The sequence below is a fragment of the Streptomyces sp. NPDC087300 genome (assembly GCF_044744425.1).
Lineage (GTDB): Bacteria > Actinomycetota > Actinomycetes > Streptomycetales > Streptomycetaceae > Streptomyces.
Genome location: NZ_JBIUYI010000001.1, coordinates 805,342 through 826,203, shown reverse-complemented (window position 1 = coordinate 826,203; position 20,862 = coordinate 805,342). Strand labels below are relative to the sequence as shown.

General features: G+C 71.1%; 1 protein-coding gene (only partly in view). It reads right to left on the bottom strand.

Going from position 1 to position 20,862, the window contains the following annotated elements:
* On the bottom strand, positions 1-20,862 hold the 5' portion of the coding sequence (locus ACIO9J_RS03415; RefSeq protein WP_401991761.1) for a non-ribosomal peptide synthase/polyketide synthase. The gene continues 2,532 nt to the left of window position 1, outside the view; the window shows 20,862 of its 23,394 coding nt (coding positions 1-20,862); the start codon lies at positions 20,860-20,862; the stop codon falls past the left edge of the window.

Here is a 20,862-nt window from a genome sequence, read left to right as displayed (position 1 = left end):
TTCGGCGATCTGGTCACGTAGTTCGGTGTCCCAGCGGTAGGTCAGGCTGCCGCCCCGGTAGGAGGCGACGGCCGGGTGCGGGCGGTCCGTGGGCAGGTCGATCCGCTCGGGCAGGCCCGCGAGCCGTTCCTTCCAGTGGCCGAGCTGCCGGGCCAGCGGGCTGTCCGGATCGGCGCTGTCGCCGAGGAGTTCGTGCTGCCACAGCGTGTAGTCGGCGTACTGCACCGGCAGCGGCTGCCACATAGGAGCCGCACCGCCGCGCGAGCGCGCCTCGTACGCGGTGGCGACATCGCTCCACAACGGACCGAGCGAGGAGCCGTCGGCCGCGATGTGGTGGACCACGAGGGCGAGGACGTGCTCGTCCGGTGACAGTTCCAGGAGCTCGGCGCGCACGGGCGCCTCGGTGCCCAGGTCGAAGGCGTGCCGTACGGCGGCGGCCACGGCGTCGTCCAGCGAGGCGGCGTCCACCCGGCGCGTACGCAGGGCGGGACGGGCCGCGTCGGGGGTGAGGACGTGCTGGTACGGCGTGCCGTCGTGTTCGCGGAACACGGTCCGCAGGCTCTCGTGCCGCGCCGTCACGTCAGCGAGCGCGGACTCCAGGGCGGTGCGGTCCAGCGGGCCGTTCAGCCGTACGACCAAGGGGATGTTGTACGTCGCCGAAGGGCCTTCCAGGCGGTACAGGAACCACAGGCGTTTCTGCGCGAACGACAGCGCGAGCCGCTCGGGGCGTGACGCGGCACGCAGCGCGGGCCTGGTCCGCCCCGCGCCGCCCGCTTCGCCGACGAGCCGGGCCAGGGCCGCCACCGTGGGCGCCTCGAACAGTGCCTTCACGCCGAGCTCCGCGCCGAAGGCCGAGCGGATGCGCGACACCAGCTTCGTCGCGAGCAGGGAGTGACCGCCCAGATCGAAGAAGCTGTCCTCCACGCCGACTTGGGACGCGCCCAGGACGTCGGCGAACAGCGCGCAGAGGACCTCCTCGGCCGGGGTGCGCGGCGCGCGGAACGATGGTCCCGCGATGAACTCGGGTACGGGCAGCGCCGCCTTGTCCAGCTTTCCGTTGGAGGTCAGCGGGAGCTCGCCGAGGAGTACGACGGCGGAGGGGACCATGTACTCGGGCAGTCGCGCGCGGACGAAGTCCCGTACGGAAGCGGCTAGTTCGGTGTCCGTCGGCGTGGCTGCGGCATCCCGTACGGCGTACCCCACCAGCACGTCGCCCGCCCGTGCCACCACCGCGGCCCGCGTGACGGCCGGGTGCTCCGTCATGACGGCCTCGATCTCACCGGGCTCGACCCTGAAGCCCCGGACCTTCACCTGGTCGTCGGCGCGGCCCGCGAACTCCAGCTGGCCGTCGGCGCGTCGGCGCACCAGGTCGCCGGTGCGGTACATCCGCTGCCCGTCCTCGAAGGGGCACGCCACGAACCGCTCGGCGGTGAGCCGGGACTGTCCCGCGTATCCGCGTGCGAGACCGGCGCCGGACACGTACAACTCGCCCACCACGCCCGCCGGTACGGGCCTCAGCCCGCCGTCGAGCACATAGACGCGGGTGTTGTCGACGGGGACGCCGATCGGCACCGGTCCGGGGCGGCCCCCGGCGGACAGCGGCGCACTGACGGTGACGCAGACCGTGGACTCCGTCGGACCGTACGCGTTGAACATCGTCCGGCCCGCCGACCAGCGCGCGGCCACCTCACGCGGGCACTCCTCGCCCGCGACGACGAGGACGCCGCCGGACGGGAAGTCCTCCGGCGCCACCACGGGGAGCAGCGCGGGCGGCAGCGTCATATGGGTGACGCCCTGCCGCACGCACAGGGCCCCGAGCCGGTCGGGCGCCAGATCCTCCTTGGGCGCCATCACAAGGGCGGCACCGGAGAGCAGCGCCATGCACAGCTCCCACGCGGCCGCGTCGAAGCTCACCGAGGCGAACTGGAGGACCCTGCTGCCGCCCGCGACCCCGAACCGATCGATCTGCGTCGCGGAGAGGCTGTCGATGCCCGCGTGGGTGACGGCCACCCCCTTCGGCCGGCCGGTCGAGCCCGACGTGTGGATGAGGTAGGCGGGGTGGGAGAGGTGGAGGGGGCGGATGCGTTCGGCTTGGTCGAGGTTGAGGTCGAGGTTCAGTTCGGTGCCGGTGCCGGAGTCGCCTTCGGCGCGAGCCGTCGACCGCTCGTCGTGGACGCGGACGACCGGGATGCCCGCAGCCCCCGCAGCCACGCCGTCCGGCAGCGTCACGCCCCCGCCGGTCAGCAGGCAGACCGGCGCCCCGTCCGTCAGCATGAACGCCACCCGGTCCGCCGGATAGTCAGGATCGACGGGCAGATAGGCGCCACCGGCCTTCAGTACGGCGAGCAGCGCCACGGCGAGCTCCGGCGAGCGGCGCATCAGTACGGCGGCGGTCGTCTCGGGTCCCACGCCCAGTGCCACCAGGCGGCGGGCGAGGTGGTTGGCCCGGGAGTTCAGCTCGGCGTAGGTCAGCTCGGCGTGCGTCAGCTCGGTGTCGCCGAACACCAGCGCCACCGCGTCCGGGGTGCGTGCCACCTGCGCCTCGAACAGCTCGGGCAGGGTGGCGCCCGGCACCTCGCGCGCGGTGTCGTTGAACGTGGTGAGCAGCTCGCGGCGCTCCGGACCGCTCAGCAACTCGATCGCGCTGACCGGGAGTTCGGGGTCGGCGACGGCGGCGGCGAGCACCCGGTGGAGGCGTTCGACCAGCGCCACGACCGTCTCCTCGTCGAAGACGTCGGTGCTGAACTCGACGACCCCGTCGAGGCCCCCGGGGTCCCCGTCGCCCGCCCTGCTCTCCGCGATGCTGATCACGAGGTCCATGCGGGCCGTGCCCGTCCCCACAGGAGCGGGCTCGACGGCGAGACCCGGCAGTGCGAGCCCCACGTCGGGCGTGTTCTGCCAGGCCAGCATCACCTGGAACAGGGGGTGGTGCGACAGGGCGCGTGCCGGGTTGAGCGCCTCGACGAGGAACTCGAAGGGGACGTCCTGGTGCGCGTAGGCGTCGAGGTCGGTCTCGCGGACGCGGGCGAGCAGATCACGGAAGGTGGGATCGCCCGACACGTCCGTACGCAGGACCAGGGTGTTCACGAAGAATCCGACGAGATCGTCGAGTGCCTCGTCCGTACGGCCCGCGATGGGAGTGCCGACGGCGATGTCGTCCCCGCCGCCGGAGCGGGACAGGAGCGCGGTGAGTGCCGCGTGCACGACCATGAACACGGTCGCCCCGCTGCTCCGCGCCAACTCCGCGAGCCCCGCGTGCACATGGGTATCCCACCGGAAGGGCAGTGTGCGCCCCTGGTAGGAGGCGACGGCCGGGTGCGGGCGGTCCGTGGGCAGGTCGATCCGCTCGGGCAGGCCCGCGAGCCGGGTCCGCCAGTAGCCGAGCTGGTCGCCGAGCACGCTGTCGGGGTCGCCGCCGTCGCCCAGGAGTTCGTGCTGCCACATGGTGTAGTCGGCGTACTGCACCGGCAGCGGCTCCCACTGAGGAGCCACCCCTTCGCGCGAGCGCGTCTCGTACGCGGTGGCCAGGTCGCGCCAGAGCGGTTCGAGCGACCAGCCGTCGGCCACCACGTGGTGCAGGACGAGGACCAGCGTGTGCTCGTCGGGTGCCGATGTGAACAGCGTGGTGTGCAGGGGGAGTTCGGTGCCGAGGTCGAAAGCGTGCCGTACGGCCGACTCCACGGCGCGGTCGACGCCCTCCGCGGGGACGTCCACGAGGTCGAGTCCAGGGACCGCGGACGCGGCGTCGAGAACCAACTGGTAGGGGGTGCCGTCGTGTTCGCGGAACACGGTCCGCAGACTCTCGTGCCGTGCGACCACGTCCGCGAGGGCCGCCTCCAGGGCGGGACGGTCGAGCGTGCCGCTCAGCCGTACGACCAAGGGGATGTTGTACGTCGCCGAAGGGCCCTCCAGACGGTGCAGGAACCACAGGCGGTTCTGCGCGAACGACAGAGGGAGCCGCTCGGGCCGACGCGCGGGCTCCAGGGCGAGCCGGGCCCGCTGGGCGCCGGACAGCAGCCGGGCGAGCGCGGCCACGGTCGGCGCCTCGAACAGCGCCTTCACGCCGAGCTCCACGCCGAACACCGACCGGACCCGCGAGACCAGCCGCGTCGCGAGCAGCGAGTGCCCGCCCAGATCGAAGAAGCCGTCGTCGACGCCGACCGTGCGCACGCCGAGTATCTGCGCGAAGAGCCCGCACAGCAGCTCCTCGACCGGTGTCCTCGGCACCCGCGACGTCGGCGCGGCGAGGAACTCCGGCACCGGGAGCGCGGCCCGGTCCAGCTTCCCGTTGACCGTCAGCGGGAACTCGTCCACGACCAGCACCGCGGCCGGGACCATGAACTCGGGCAACCGCGCGCGCAGTTGCTCGCGCACCGCGTCCGCGAAGGCTCCGATGTCGCGCGACACGGCCGGATCGTTGGCCCAGACGGCCGGATCGTCCCCGGCGGCACCCGGACCAGCGGCACCCGGCCCCGGGCGGAACAGCCCCTCGACGACGGCGCCTTCGGGCACATCGGCGGAGAGGAACACCGCCTCCAGCAGATCTTCGGACTCCGCCGACCAGGTGAGCACCGCCCGGTAGCCGAGACTCTCCCCGATCCGGTGCAGCTCCTCGGGGTCGACACCGGGCCCGTCCGCGTCGGCGAGCGCGCTCAGCAGCTCGGCGGGCGAGTCACCCGCGGCGAGCCGCCGCACGGCCGCGACTTCGGAGGCAAGACGCTTGTTGGGGATGCCGTGCACGCGGACGACCGGGTGCTCGGCGGACCTCAGCAGCTCGACCGCGTCCTGACCCCACCCGAGCTCGGGAACGGCGGCGAGATCGAGAGCGGTGGAACGAGGGTGCTTGCGGAGGACGGCGTCGTAGCGGTGGCGGGTCAGCTCGTTGTGGTGATGGCCCCGCTTGAGACGTATCTCGGTGGTGTGCTCCGGAGTCCTGCGGTCGAGGGCGCTGAAGTACTCCGGGGCGATGAGGAGTTCTTTGTCGCGGACGAGGGCGCGTTCGACGGTGGCGCGGAGAGCGGCGGTGTCGGTCCCGGGGGCGGCCTGCCGGACGTGTACGGCGGTGTGGAGCGCCCGCACGGTGTGGAGGTTGCGGATGTCGCCGATGTAGAGGGCGCCACCCGGGGTCAGCAGGCGCAGCGCTGTGGTGATGACGTCCGTCAGATAGGCGGCGTTGGGGAAGTACTGGATGACCGAGTTGATGACGATGACGTCGAAGTGGTCGGTGGGCAGGCCGCTCGCGTCATGGGCGGGCTGGTTCCGCAGCTCGACACGGCCCGCGAGCGCCTCGGGAATCTGCGTCCGCAGGGCGGCCACGACCCCGGCGGAGAAGTCGGTGCCCCAGTAGCTGTCGCAGTGGGGTGCGAGCTGGGAGAGGAGGAGTCCGGTGCCGACGCCGATTTCGAGGATGTTGCGGGGGTGGAGGGCTCGGATGGCGGTGACGGTGGCGTCGCGCCACTCCCTCATCTCGTCCAGGGGGATGGGTTGTTGGTCGTAGCTGCTGTTCCAGCCGATGAAGTTCTGGCCCCAGGTGGCGGTGGCGGCGTCGGTGTAGAGGTCGTCGTAGATCTCCTGCCACTCGCCGACCTGCGCGTCCGCGACGCCCTCGTGCGGAGCGGTGTCTTCGTCGTCCACGCCGGTGGCTGACGCGCCCACGACGTACCCGATCAGACGCTGCTCGCCCGCCTGGTCCTCGTGGGTCACGACCACGGACCTGGCGACCGCGGGGAGCGCGTCGAGCGCGGCCTCGATCTCGCCGGGCTCCACGCGGAACCCGCGGACTTTGACCTGCCCGTCGGCGCGGCCCGCGAACTCCAGGCGCCCGTCGGCACGCCACCGCACGAGGTCGCCGGTGCGGTACATCCGCTGCCCGGTCTCGAAGGGACAGGCCACGAACCGCTCGGCCGTCAGCCCCGCACGGTCCAGATAGCCGCGCGCCAGACCGGCGCCCGCCACGTACAGCTCACCGACGATGCCGACGCCGACCGGCCGCAGCCGCTCGTCGAGGACGTACGTGCGCGTGTTGGCGATCGGCGCGCCGATCGGCATGACGGCGCCCGGCTCGTCGGCCGACCGCACGGGGTGGCAGGTGGCGAAGGTGGTCGTCTCGGTGGGGCCGTACCCGTCGACCACGACGAGGCCGGGGCAGGCTCGCAGCGCGCGGCGGACCGCGCCGGGCGACACGACGTCACCACCGGTCCACACCTCGCGCAGCCCGGCCAGACAGTCGGCGGCCTCCTCGACGAACGCGTGGAAGAGCCCGGCGCTCAGCCAGGCGCCGGTGATGCCGTGCCGCTCCACCAGCGCGCCGAGCCCGCCGGGGGTGAGCCCGCCGGGCGGCGCGAGCACCAGCCGGCCGCCGCTCAGGAGCGGCACCCACACCTCGTAGGTGAAGGCGTCGAAGGTGTGCGGCGAGTGCACGAGCACGCGCTCGCGGGCCGCGTGACCGAAGCACGGGTCGAGGGCGAGGGCGACGACGTTGTGGTGCGTGGTGTGGACGCCCTTCGGCGTACCGGTGGAACCGGAGGTGTAGATCACGTACGCCGGGTGCTGGGGGTGCGGGACGACACCGGTGGGGCCGCCCGGCCCCGCGCCGTCGTCGTGCGCGCCGCCGACGGGCAGCTCACCGTCCAGTACGAGGACGGGCCTGGCGTCGTCGAGCATGAACCGGATGCGTTCGGCGGGGAATTCCGGGTCGATCGGCAGATAGGCCGCGCCGGACTTGAGGACCGCGAGCATCGCCACGATCAGCTCGGGGGACCGGCGCAGCCGCAGCCCGACGGTCCGCTCCGGGCCCGCGCCGCGCTCGGTCAGCCAGTGCGCGAGGCGGTTCGCCCGCGCGTCCAGCTCGGCGTAGGTGAGCTCGGAGTCCCCCAGGACGACCGCGACGGCGTCCGGCGTGCGCGCGGCCCGCGCCTCGAACAGCTCCGGCAGCGTCGCCGCGGGCAGTTCGTGCGCGGTGGCGTTCCACTCGGTCAGGACACGGGCCCGCTCCCCGTCGGACAGCAGGTCGACGGCGCCGACCGGCTGGTCCGGGTCGGCGATCACCGAGGCGAGCAGCCGCCCGAGCCGGGACATGAGGGCGGCCACGGAGGACTCGTCGAAGAGGTCCGTGCTGTACTCGACGACCCCGCCGTCCTCGTCGAGGTAGAAGGACAGGTCGAACTTGGCGGTGCCCGTCTTCACGAACTCCGGACGCGACGTCAGACCCGGCAGGTCCACATCGTGCGGGGCGTTGTTCTGCCAGGCCAACATCACCTGGATCAACGGGTGATGGGACAGCGACCGCGCCGGGTTGAGCACCTCCACCAGGTGCTCGAAGGGCACGTCCTGGTGCGCGTACGCGCCGAGGTCCACTTCCCGCACGCGCTCGACCAGTTCGCGGAACGTCGGATCCCCCGACGCGTCGGTGCGCAGCACCAGGGTGTTCACGAAGAAGCCGACGAGCTGATGCAGCGCATCGTCCGTGCGGCCCGCGATCGGGCTGCCGACGGCGATGTCGTCCCCGGCGCCGGAGCGGGACAGGAGCGCGACGAGGGCCGCGTGCACGACCATGAACACCGTGGCACCGCTGTCACGGGCGAGCCCGGCAAGTCCCGCGTGCAGCTCCGCGTCCCACCGGTGGGAGAAGGTGCCGCCCCGGTAGGTCGCGGGGGAGGGGTAGGGACGGTCCGTCGGCAGCGCGGTCCGCTCGGGCAGCCCGTCCAGCGTCTCGCGCCAGTACGCCAACTGCCGGGCCATGGTGCTGTCCGCGTCGTCCGCGCTGCCGAGCAACTCCCGCTGCCACAGCGTGTAGTCCGCGTACTGCACGGGCAGCGGATCCCGGTCGGCGGCCCGCCCCTCCTGCGACCGTGCTTCGTACGCGGCGGCGATGTCCTGCCACAGCGGCGCGAGCGACCAGCCGTCGGCGGCGATGTGATGCACGACCAGGACGAAGACGCACTCGTCCGGCGAAAGCACCAACAGCCGTGCCTGGACCGGCAGTTCGCTGCTCAGATCGAAGGAGTACCCGACCGCCTCGTCGATCGCCGCGTCGAGCCCGACGGTCTCCTCGACCTCGGTCACGTCGAGCACGAGACGGGCGTCCTCGCCCTGGAGCACCTGCTGGAACGGCGTGCCGTTCCGCTCGGGGAAAACGGTGCGCAGGCTCTCGTGCCGGTCGACGACATCACCGAGAGCAGCGGCGAACGCCGCGCGGTCGAGCGCACCGAACAGCCGTATAGCGAACGGGATGTTGTACGTCGGCGACGCGCCTTCGAGACGGTGCAGGAACCAGAGGCGGTTCTGCGCGTACGACAGCGGCGGGTGCTGCGGCCGGGCCACCGGCAGCAGGGCGGGCCGTGCCTGCTCCGCACTTCCCAGCTCCCGCGAGAGAGCGGCGACGGTGGGCGCCTCGAAGAGGGCCCGCACGCCGAGCTCCACACCGAACAGCGAACGCACACGGGAGACGAGCCGGGTGGCGAGGAGCGAGTGTCCGCCGTGGTCGAAGAAGTTGTCGTCGATGCCGATGTCGGGTGTGTCGAGCAGTTGGGCGAAGAGGGTGCAGAGCAGCTCTTCGGCGGGGGTGCGCGGGGCACGGGAGGAGGCGGAATCGGCGGTGAAGTCGGGGGCGGGCAGTGCGGCACGGTCGAGCTTGCCGTTGCTGGTGAGGGGGAGCCGCTCCAGTACGACGACGGCTGCCGGGACCATGAAGTCGGGCAGACGGGAGCGGGTGAACTCGCGTAGCTGTGCCGGGAGTTCAGAGGTGTGTAGTCCCGCCCTCGCATCGCTGGACACCACATAGGCGACGAGGCGACGGCTCTCGTGGGCGGTGACGACGGCCTGGGCCACGTCGGGGTGCTCGGTGAGGACGGCCTCGATCTCGCCCGGCTCGATGCGGAAGCCGCGCACCTTCACCTGGTCGTCGGTGCGGCCGGTGTATTCGAGCTGTCCATCGGCGAGTCGGCGGACGAGGTCGCCGGTGCGGTACATGCGCTGACCGGGGGCGTGGGGGTTGGCGATGAAGCGCTCGGCGGTGAGGGCGGGCCGGTTGGTGTAGCCACGGGCGAGGCCGGCGCCGGAGAGGTAGAGCTCACCGGTGACGCCTTCGGGCACGGGCTGTAGCCGGTTGTCGAGGACGTAGGCGTGGGTGTTCCAGATGGGTGTGCCGATGGGGATGGTGGTGTGTGGGGTGTTGTCGGCGGTCCAGGTGGTGGCGTAGACGGTGGCTTCGGTGGGGCCGTAGGCGTTGACGATGCGGGTGTCGGGGAGGGCGGCGCGTGCGTTCGCGAGGGTGTGTGCGGGGAGGGCTTCGCCCGCGAAGACAACGGAGCCGGTGAGAGTGCCGGTGGTGTCGGTGAGGGCGTGGTCGAGGACGGAGGGGACGCCGCTGATGAGTGCGGGGGTGGGGGTGTGTCCCAGGCGGTCGCTCAGGGCGAGGCCGTCTTGGATGAGTTCGACTCGGCCGCCGTTGAGGAGTGGGGCGAGGATTTCGAGGACGGAGACGTCGAAGGCGAGGGAGGTGGAGGCGATGGCGTGGTCGAAGCCGTTTGCGCCGCCGAACTCGGCACCGGCCCAGGCGACCAGGTTCACCACGGCGCTGTTGGGGACGGCTACGCCCTTGGGTCGTCCGGTGGAGCCGGAGGTGTAGATGAGGTAGGCGGGGTGGAGGGCGTTCCGGTCAGGGACGACGGGATTGGTGTCGGGGTGACCGTCGGTGTTGATCGTGTGCTCGATGGTGGTGAGGGGTTGGGCGTCGTCGAGCATGAACTGGATGCGGTCGGTGGGGTATTGGGGGTCGATGGGGAGGTAGGCGGCGCCGGTTTTGAGGGTGGCGAGGATTGCGGTGACCATCTCGGTGGTGCGGGGGAGTTTGAGCGCGATGACGTGTTCGGGTCCGGCGCCGAGGGTGATGAGGTGGTGGGCCAGCTGATTCGCACGGGAGTTGAGGTCGGCGTACGTGAGGTGGCTGTCCTGGTGGATGACGGCGACGCGGTCGGGGGTGCGGGCGGCCTGGTCCTGGAAGAGTTCGGCCAGTGAGGCGCGGGGCACCTGGTGGGCGGTGTCGTTCCAGGTGGTGAGCGCGCGCTGACGTTCCTCCTCACTCAACAGGTCGATGTCGCCGATGGGCTGGTCGGGGTCGGTGACGGCGGCGGTGAGTATTCGCCCGAGGCGGTCGGTGAGTGCTTCTACGGTTCGGCGGTCGAAGATGTCGGTGCTGAACTCCACCTGCCCGTAGAGCCCGTCGGCCGCACCGTCGGCGGTGTGGCGCTCGGTGATGCCGAAGGTCAGGTCCATCCGCGCGGTCCCGGTCCACACGGGGACAGACTCGACGGTGAGACCTCCGAGGTCCGACGTGGACCGCCCCTCGCTCTGCCAGGCGAGCATGGTCTGGAAGAGGGGGTGGTGGGCGAGGGTGCGTTGGGGGTTGAGGAGTTCTACGAGGTGTTCGAAGGGGATGTCTTGGTGGGCGTAGGCGTTGAGGTCGGTTTGGCGGGTGCGGGTGAGGAGTTCGCGGAAGGTGGGCTCGCCGGAGACGTCGGTGCGCAGGACGAGGGTGTTGACGAAGAAGCCGATGAGGTGGTCGAGGGCTTCGTCGGTGCGTCCGGCGATGGGGGTGCCGATGGGGATGTCGGTGCCTGCGCCGGTGCGGGTGAGGAGGGTGGTGAGTGCGGCGTGGATGACCATGAAGGGGGTGACGCCGCTGGAGCGTGCCAATTCGTTTATGGCGGTGTGGAGTTGGGTGTTCCAGTGGAAGGTGTGGGTGTCGCCTTGGTAGGTGGCGTGGGCGGGGTAGGGGCGGTCGGTGGGCAGCTCGATGCGGTCGGGCAGCCCGGCGAGTGTCTGCTTCCAGTGGGCGAGCTGGTCGGCCAGGAGGCTGTCCTGATCGGCGCCGTCGCCGAGGATCTTTCGTTGCCAGAGGGTGTAGTCGCCGTACTGCACCGGCAACGGCGTCCAGGATGGGGACGCGCCGCTCACCCGCGCCTCGTAGGCAATGGTGATGTCGCGCCAGAGCGGGTCCAACGACCAGCCGTCGGCGGCGATGTGATGGGCCACCAGGACGAGCACGTTCGCGTCGTCCGACAGTGAGAGCAGTTCGGCACGGAGCAGGACGTCACGGCTCAGGTCGAACGGCTGACGGACGGCGGAGGCCGTCGCGTCCGCCACGGCCTCGTCAGTGGCGTGCCGGAGATCGGTGACGACGAAGGCTGGCCGCGCGTCCGCCGCGTCAAGCACCTGCTGGAACGGGGAGCCGTCCTCCTCGCGGAAGACCGTGCGCAGGCTCTCGTGCCGGGTCACGACGTCGGCGAGCGCGTCTTCGAGTGCCTGGCGGTCGAGAGGGCCGGTGAGGCGGAGGGCCAGCGGGATGTTGTACGTCGCCGAGGGCCCCTCCAGGTTGTGGAGGAACCACAGCCGGTTCTGCGCGTACGACAGGGGAAGCCTCTCCGGCCGTACCGCCGGGCGCAGGGCGAGTCGCGCCCGCCCGGCACTGCCGAGCACTTCGGAGAGGGCCGCGACGGTCGGCGCCTCGAAGAGGGCCCGTACGCCGATCTCCACACCGAACGCCGAGCGGACCCGCGAGACCAGTCGGGTGGCGAGGAGTGAGTGTCCGCCGTGGTCGAAGAAGCTGTCGTCGATGCCGATGTCGGGTTGTGCGAGGACGTCGGCGAAGAGGGCGCAGAGGATTTCTTCGGTGGGTGTTCGGGGTGTGCGGGTTGTGGTGGTGTCGAAGGAGAGGTCGGGGAGGGCATTGCGGTCGAGCTTTCCGGTGCCGGTCAGCGGGAGCTCGTCGAGGACCATGAGTGCGGCCGGGACCATGAAGTCGGGCAGGCGCTTGCGTATGAAGGTCTTGAGTTCGGCGGTCAGCTCGTCGTGGGTGATCGTCGCGGCCGACGTGGGCACGACGTAGCCCACCAGACGCTCACCGTCGTGCGCGACGACGACGGCCCGGTCGACGTCCGGGTGTCCGGTCAGGGCGTTCTCGATTTCTCCGGGTTCGATGCGGTAGCCGCGGATTTTGATCTGGTGGTCGGCGCGTCCGGCGAAGGTGAGGGTGCCGTCGTGGTGGCGGCGGGCGAGGTCGCCGGTGCGGTAGATGCGTTGGCCGGGGGCGTGGGGGTTGGCGGTGAAGCGTTCGGCGGTGAGGGCGGGGCGGTTGGTGTATCCGCGGGCCAGTCCTGGTCCTGCGAGGTAGAGCTCTCCTGTGATGCCGGGGGGTACGGGGCGCAGCCAGGGGTCGAGGACGTAGGTGTGGGTGTTGGGGATGGGCTCGCCGAGGGAGGGGATGGTGTTGCTGGTGAGGGTGGCGCAGACGGTGGCTTCGGTGGGCCCGTAGGCACTGGTGAGGCGGCGTCCGTCAGTCGTCCATTGTTGGGCGAGGTCGGGTGGGCAGACTTCGCCGCCGGTCAGGACGTGGCGCAGGTGGGGGAGTGTGTCAGTCGGAAGGGTGGCGAGGAGGGAGACGGGCAGGGCGACGTGGGTGGCGGCGCTGTTGTGCAGGGCGGCGGCGAGTTCGTCTCCAGCCAACTGGCCGGGGCTGTCGAGGATGAGGGTGGCGCCGGTGGCGAGGGTCATGATGAGGTCGCAGACGGCGACGTCGAAGCTGGGGGAGACGGCCTGGAACACCCGCGCGCCTGGGGCGAGTTGCAGCTCCTCGGCGTGGGCGGTGAGGAGTGCCGCGATTCCGGTGTGTGTGGCGGCGACGCCCTTGGGTCGTCCGGTGGAGCCTGAGGTGTAGATGACGTAGGCGGTGCTGGACAGGGCCCGCTCAACGCTGAGGTTGGTGTCGTCGTATCCCTCGACCGGCACGGGGCCGTCCAGGACCAGTACGGGTCGGGCGTCGTCGAGCATGAACCGCACGCGCTCATCCGGGTACTCGGGGTCGACGGGCAGGAACGCCGCCCCGGCCTTGAGCGCCGCAAGGGTCGAGACGGTGAGGTCCACGCCCCGGCCCAGTCGCAGCGCGACGACGTCGTCCACCCGGACGCCCTGCTCCACCATCCACCGTGCCAGTCGATTGGCCCTCGCGTTGACCTCGGCATACGTCAGCTCGACGGCCCCGCAGCTCAACGCCACACCATCCGGCGTGCGCGCCACCTGTGCCTCGAACAGCTCCGCCATGGTCAGCGAGGGCAGCTCACGCGCACTGTCGTTCCACTCCACGAGCGCCTGATGCCTCTCACGCTCGGACAGCAGGTCGAGCCCGGCCACCGGCCGGTCCGGGTCGGTGACCACGGCCCGCAGCAGCCGTTCCAGCCGGGCCGCAAGACCCTCCACCGTCTCCCGGTCGAAGAGCTCCGCGCTGAACTCGACAAGTCCGTCGACGGCCGTACCCGTACCGTCGTCGCCCCTGCTCTCCGTCAGGCTGAAGGCCAGGTCGAGCCGTGCCGCCTCCGTGCTCACCGCGAGGGTCTCCGAGGCGAGGCCGGGCAGGCCGAGGGCGGACTCCGCCGTGTTCTGCCATGCCAACAGCACCTGGAACAGAGGGTGATGGGACAGGGCGCGGCTCGGGTTGAGGACCTCGACGAGGTGCTCGAAGGGCACGTCCTGGTGGGCGTAGGCGTCCAGATCCGCTTCCCGTACGCGGGCGACCAGCTCGCGGAAGGTCGGCTCGCCGGACACGTCCGTGCGCAGGACCAGGGTGTTGACGAAGAAGCCGACCATGTCGTCGAGCGCCTCGTCCGTGCGGCCCGCGATCGGGCTGCCGACGGCGATGTCGTCCCCGGCACCGGAACGGGACAGGAGCGCCACCAGCGCGGCGTGCACGACCATGAACATGGTGGCACCGGTCGAACGGGCCAACTCGGCCAGTCCCGCGTGCAGTTCGGCGTCCCACCGGAAGGTGTACGACCCGCCCCGGTACGAGGCGATCGCGGGATGCGGTCGGTCGACGGGCAGCTCGATCCGTTCCGGCAGGCCCGCGAGGGTCTTCCTCCAGTGTGCGAGCTGGTCCGCCATGGCGCTGTCCCGGTCCGAGCCATCGCCCAGTACATCGCGCTGCCACAGGGTGTAATCGGCGTACTGCACCGGCAGCGGCGTCCACTCCGGGGCCCGCCCTTCGCGGACCCGCGACGCGTACGCGGTGGTGATGTCGCGGCACAGCGGAGCCAGCGACCAGCCGTCGGCGGCGATGTGATGCACGACGAGCACGAGCACGCACTCGTCCGGTGCGAGCACCAACAGCTCAGCACGGAGCGGCAGTTCGTTGCTGAGGTCGAAGACGTGCCGGACGGCACGGTCGATCGCCGCGTCGAGCCCTGCGGTGACCTCGTCCACTTCGGTCACGTCGAGCACGGGCCGGGCGGCCGCACCCTGCACCACCTGTTGGAAGGGCGTGCCGTTGCGCTCGGGGAAGACGGTGCGCAGGCTCTCGTGCCGGGTCACGACATCGGCGAGCGCGTCCTCCAGCGCTTGCCGGTCCAGTGCGCCGGTCAGACGTACGGCCAGTGGGATGTTGTACGTCGCGGAGGGGCCTTCGAGGCGGTGCAGGAACCAGAGCCGGTTCTGGGCGTACGACAGCGGCGGGTACTGCGGCCGTGCGGCGGGCAGCAGCGCGGGCCGTGCGCGCCCGTCGCCGCCCAGCTCACCGGCCACCTCCTGTGCCAGCGCCGCGACGGTCGGCGCTTCGAACAGGACGCGTACGCCGAGTTCCACGCCGAGCACCGACCGGATGCGCGACATCAGGCGGGTGGCGAGGAGTGAGTGTCCGCCGTGGTCGAAGAAGTTGTCGTCGACGCCGATGTCGGGGGCGTCGAGGAGCTGGGCGAACAGGCTGCGCAGGAGCTCTTCCGTGGGGGTGCGCGGGGTCCGGGACGAGGCCGGGCCGGTCGCGAAGTCGGGGGCGGGCAGCGCGGCACGGTCGAGCTTCCCGTTGCTGGTGAGCGGGAGCGCGTCGAGTACCGTCACCGTGGCCGGAACCATGAAGCGCGGGAGACGACGTCGTACCAAGTCCCTTATGGATGAGCTGAGTTCGCTGCCCGTCACGGCGCTCGTGGCAGATGTGGCGTCGCCGGAAGTCACCACGTAGGTGACGAGAAGTTCGTCGTTGTACGTCACCGTGACGGACTGGGAGACCGCCGGGTGGGCCGCGACCACGGCGTCGATCTCGCCGAGCTCGATGCGGAAGCCGCGGATCTTCACCTGGTCGTCGGAGCGGCCCACGAACTCCAGCTGTCCGTCGGCGCGGCGGCGGACGAGGTCGCCGGTGCGGTACATGCGTCGGCCCGCGGTGAACGGGTTGGCGACGAAGCGTTCGGCGGTGAGTGCCGGGCGGTTGGTGTAGCCGCGGGCCAGCCCCGCGCCCGCGAGATAGAGCTCACCTGTGACACCGGCCGGAACGGGACGCAGCCTCTGGTCCAGGACGTAGGCGTGGGTGTTCCAGATGGGTGTGCCGATGGGGATGGTGGTGTGTGGGGTGTTGTCGGCGGTCCAGATGGTGGCGTAGACGGTGGCTTCGGTGGGGCCGTAGGCGTTGACGATGCGCGTGTCGGGGAGGGTGGCCCGAGTGCGGGCGAGAGTGTGGGCGGGCAGGGCTTCGCCCGCGAAGACGACGGAGCCGGTGACGGTACCCGTGGTGTCGGTGAGAGCGTGGTCGAGGACGGAGGGGACGCCGCTGACGAGTGCGGGGGTGGGGGTGCGGCCCAGACGGTCCGTCAGCGCCAGTCCATCTGCGACGAGTTCGACCTTGCCGCCGTTGAGGAGTGGGGCGAGGATCTCGAAGACGGAGACGTCGAAGGCGAGGGAGGTGGAGGCGATGGCGTGGTCGAAGCCGTTTGCGCCGCCGAACTCGGCACCGGCCCAGGTCACGAGGTTCACCACGGCGCTGTTGGGGACGGCTACGCCCTTCGGCCGCCCCGTGGAGCCCGAGGTGTAGATGATGTACGCCGGGTGCTGCGGATGCCGCACCACATCCGTGAGATCCGCGACCGGACGGCCGCTGCCCTCAAGGCCCGCTCCCGTGACCGAGTCCGTTCCGTCGAGTACGAGGACAGGCCGTGCGTCCTCCAGCATGAACTGGATGCGTTCCGCCGGGTAGGCGGGGTCGATGGGGAGGTACGCGGCTCCCGACTTGAGGACGGCGAGCACCGCGACGACCATCTCCGCGGAGCGCGGCAGCTTGAGCGCGACCACCTGCTCCGGTCCCGCCCCCTGGGCGACGAGGTGACGGGCCAGCGCGTCCGCACGGGAGTCGAGCTCGGCGTAGGTGAGTTCCGAGCCCTGGAAGACGACAGCCGTACGGTTGGGATGACGGGCCGCCCGTGCCTCGAAGAGGCCGGCCGGCGCCTCGGTCGCGGGCACCTCGTGTGCCGTGTCGTTCCAGAGGGAGACGGCCTCTCCGTACTCCTCCTCGCTCAGCAGCACGACGTCGTGGATCGGCAGATCCGGGTCGGCCACCACCGTCGACATCAGCCGGCCGAGCCGTTCCGTCAGGGCGTGGACCGTGCCGGGGTCGAAGATGTCGGTGCTGTACTCGACGACGCCGCCGACCCCGGCCGGTGTGCCGTCGTCCGCGTGCAGCTCCGTGACGCTGAAGACGAGGTCCATCCTGGCCATGCCGGTGGCCGCGAGCGAGCCCTCCGCCGTGAGGTCCGGCAGTTCGAGACCGGAGTCGAAGGCCTGCTGCCAGGCGAGCATCACCTGGAACAACGGGTGGTGCGCCAGGGTCCGTTCGGGGTTGACGGCCTCCACCAGGTGCTCGAAGGGGACGTCCTGGTGGGCGTAGGCGTCGAGGTCCGTCTCGCGGACGCGGGCGAGGAGCTCGCGGAAGGTGGGATCGCCGGACACGTCCGTGCGCAGGACCAGGGTGTTGACGAAGAAGCCGACGAGGTCGTCGAGCGCCTCGTCCGTGCGGCCCGCGATCGGCGTGCCGATCGGGATGTCGTCCCCGGCACCCGAACGCGAGAGCAGCGCGGCGATCGCCGCCTGGACCAGCATGAAGACGCTGGCGCCGGAACCGCGCGCGAGCCGGACCAGACCGGCGTGCAGTGCGGCGTCCCACCGGAAGGTGAACGATCCGCCGCGGTAGGAGGCCGCCGCCGGGTACGGGCGGTCGGCGGGCAGCTCGATCCGGGCCGGAAGACCGGCAAGTGTGCTCTTCCAGAAGCCGAGTTGGCGAGCGAGTGCACTGTCCGGGTCCGCGGGATCGCCGAGGATCTCGCGCTGCCACAGCGTGTAGTCGGCGTACTGCACCGGCAGCGGCCGCCACCCCGGCGCCTCGCCGCGCAGCCGCGCCTTGTAGGCGGTGGCGACATCGCGCCACAGGGGTTCGAGCGACCAGCCGTCGGCGGCGACGTGATGGACCACGAGAACGAGGACGTGCTCGTGGGGCGACAGGGCGAGAAGTCTGCCGCGCAGCGGGATTTCCGTACCGAGGTCGAAGGGTTCGCGGACCGTCGCCGCGATCGCTTCTCCGAGGCCCTCCTCGGTGACCGCGTCAAGCGGGAGGGACGGGCGCGCGGATTCCCCGTCGAGTATCAACTGATAGGGCATGCCCTCCTGTTCGCCGTCCCCGTCGTGTTCACGGAAGACGGTCCGCAGGCTTTCGTGCCGGAACACGACGTCGGCGAGAGCGGCCGCCAGGGCTCGCTGGTCCAAGGCGCCCGTCAGCCGTACGACCAGAGGAACGTTGTACGTGGCCGAGAGGCCCTCCAGGCGGTGCAGGAACCAGAGCCGGTTCTGCGCGAACGACAGCGGAAGCCGCTCGGGCCGCTCCGTGGCCTCCAGCGCCCGGCGCGCCTTGCCCGCACCACCCAGTACGCGGGCGAGCGCCGCCGCGGTGGGCGACTCGAAGAGCACCCGCACGCCCAGCTCGACGCCGAACACCGACCGCACCCGCGACAGCAGACGCGTCGCGAGCAGCGAGTGCCCGCCCAGGTCGAAGAAGTCGTCCTCCGCTCCGGTCTCGGGAAGCCCGAGAACATCGGCGAAGAGCCCGCACAGCACTTCCTCGACGGGTGTACGGGGCGGGCGCGAAGTCGCCGTCCCGAACCGCGGATCGGGCAGCGCTGCCCGGTCCAGCTTCCCGTTGGCGGTCAGCGGGAAGGAGTCGAGGACGACGAAGGCGGACGGGACCATGAAGTCCGGGACCCTGCCGCGCATGTGCTCTCTGAGGGACGCCACGAGCGAGCCGATGTCACGGCCGGTCGCCGGGCTGCTGGTGAACGACGACAGGCTCGCGGAGCCGGGGGAGGCCGGAGGGCACAGGTCCATCGGCGCGGGGCGTGTCGCGGCGGCCTCGCCGTCACGCGCGACGAACACCGCGTCCATGCCGTCCTCGCGTCGCGCGGACCAGGTGAGCGTGACCTGATAGCCGAGCTCGTCGCCCAGCCGGTGCAGCTCCTCGGGGTCCACCGCGTCGGACTCGTCCGGCCCGTACAGCTCCTGCCTGACGTCCTCCGGCGCGGCGCCCTCAACGAGCCGCCGCACGGCCGCCACCTCGGAGGCGAGACGCTTGTTGGGGATGCCCTGGACGCGTACGACCGGGTGCTCGGCGGACTTCAGCACCTCGACTGAGGCCTGGTCCCAGTCGAGTTGGGGGGCGGTGGTGAGGTCGAGAGCGGCGGTGTGGGGGTGCTTGTGGAGGACGGCGTCGTAGCGATGGCGGGTGAGCTCGTTGTGGTGGTGCCCGCGCTTGATGTGGAGTTCGGTGGTGTGGCCGGGCACTTGATGGTGAAGCGCGGTGAAGTACTCGGGGGCGACGAGGAGTTCCTTGTCACGGACGAGGGAGCGCTCGACGGTGGCGCGGAGCGTGGCGGTGTCGACGTCCGTACCGGCTGCGGTCTGGTGGAGCTGGATGGCGGTGTGGAACGTGCGGGCGGTACGGAGGTTGCGTACGTCGCCGACGAAGAGGGCGCCGCCCGGGGTGAGGAGACGCAGCGCCTGGGTGATGACCTCGGTGAGGTAGTCGGCGCTGGGGAAGTACTGGATGACCGAGTTGATGACGATGACGTCGAAGTGGTCGGTCGGCAGCCCGCTGACGTCGTGGGCGGGCTGGTTCCGCAGCTCCACACGGCTCAACAGCTCGGGGCTGGCTGCGAGTTGTGCCTTGAGGCCCTCGATCACCGCGCTCGACAGGTCCATGCCCCAGTAGCTGTCGCAGTGGGGTGCGAGGTGGGAGAGGAGGAGTCCGGTGCCGACGCCGATTTCGAGGATGTTGCGGGGGTGGAGGGCTCGGATGGAGGTGACGGTGGCGTCGCGCCATTCCGTCATCTGGTCGAGGGGGATGGGTTGTTGGTCGTAGCTGCTGTTCCAGCCGATGAAGTTCTGGCCCCAGGTGGCGGTGGCGGCGTCGGTGTAGAGGTCGTCGTAGATCTCCTGCCATTCGCCGACCTGCGCGTCCGCGACACCCTCGTGCGGAGCCGCGTCCGCGTCGTCCGTGCCGGTGGCTGACGCGCCAACGACGTACCCGATCAGACGCTGCTCGCCCGCCTGGTCAGCCCGCGCGATCACGGCGGCACCGGCGACGCCGGGGTGCTCGGCGACGGCGGACTCGACCTCGCCCAGCTCGATGCGGAAGCCGCGGATCTTCACCTGGTCGTCGGCGCGGCCGACGAACTCCAGCTGGCCCTCGGCGTCCCGGCGCACCAGGTCGCCGGTTCGGTACATCCGCTGTCCGGTCCCGTGGGGGCAGGCCACGAACCGTCCCGCGGTCAGGCCGGGCCGGTCCAGATAGCCGCGCGCGAGACCCACGCCCGCCACGTACAGCTCACCCGTCACACCGTCGGTGACGGGCCGCAGCTCTTCGTCGAGGACGTGGGCGTCGAGGTCGGCGAGCGGGACGCCGATGGCACTGCCCGCACCCGCGACGGCCTGCGCGCGGTCGAGTTCGCGGTAGGTGACGTGCACCGTGGTCTCGGTGATGCCGTACATGTTGACGAGCAGGGGAGCGCGGTCGTCATGGCGCTCGTACCAGGGTGTGAGGCTGCCCAGGTCGAGGGCCTCGCCGCCGAAGACGACGGCGCGCAGGCGCAGCGCGTCGCCGAGTACGGGGTGCTCGCGGTCGGCGCGCAGCAGGCCCTGGAAGGCGGAAGGCGTCTGGCTGAGCATCGTCACCCGCTCGTCGACGAGCAGCCGCAGGAAGTCGACCGGTGAGCGGCTCGTCTCGTACGGGACCACGACGAGGCGGCCGCCGTGCAGCAGGGCGCCCCAGATCTCCCACACGGAGAAGTCGAACGAGGTGGAGTGGAACAGGGTCCAGGTGTCGTCCGCGGTGAGCGGCAGCCGCTGCCCGATGGACTCGAAGAGACGGACCACGTTCCGGTGCGTCACGAGGACACCCTTGGGGGTGCCGGTGGAACCGGAGGTGTAGATGACGTAGCAGGGGTTCGACGCGAGGGCGCGCGGCGCGGACGGCGGGGTGTCCGGGAGGGCTTGGAGCGCGGCGAGGGTGTCGTCGGCGTCCACGATCAGGCGCGGAGTGGTGTGGCGCGCTTCGGTGCCGGTGGGGACGTCGGGGGCGTAGGAGGGGCCGTCCGCCGGGGAATCGGCCGGGGCGTCGAAGTCCCTGCCGATGTCGGCGGTCGTCACGAGCAGGACCGGCGCCGCGTCGTCGAGCATGAAGTCGATGCGCCGACGGGGGTAGGTCGCGTCGACCGGCAGATAGGCGCCGCCGGCCTTCAGGACGGCGAGCAGCGCCACGATCATCCCGGGGGAACGGGGCAGCGCGAGCGCGACCAGGCGCTCCGGTCCGACACCGCGCTCGATCAGCAGGTGGGCGAGGCGATTGGCCCGCCGCTCCAGCTCCGCGTACGTCAGCTGTTCGTCCCCGCCGAGCACGGCCGTCGCATTCGGTGTGCGGCGTGCCTGAGCTTCGAAGATATCGACAGGAATGGGCTGCTGATATTCGCTTGATATAGGCAGGGAGTAGCCTTGAGCGTCGGACCGCAT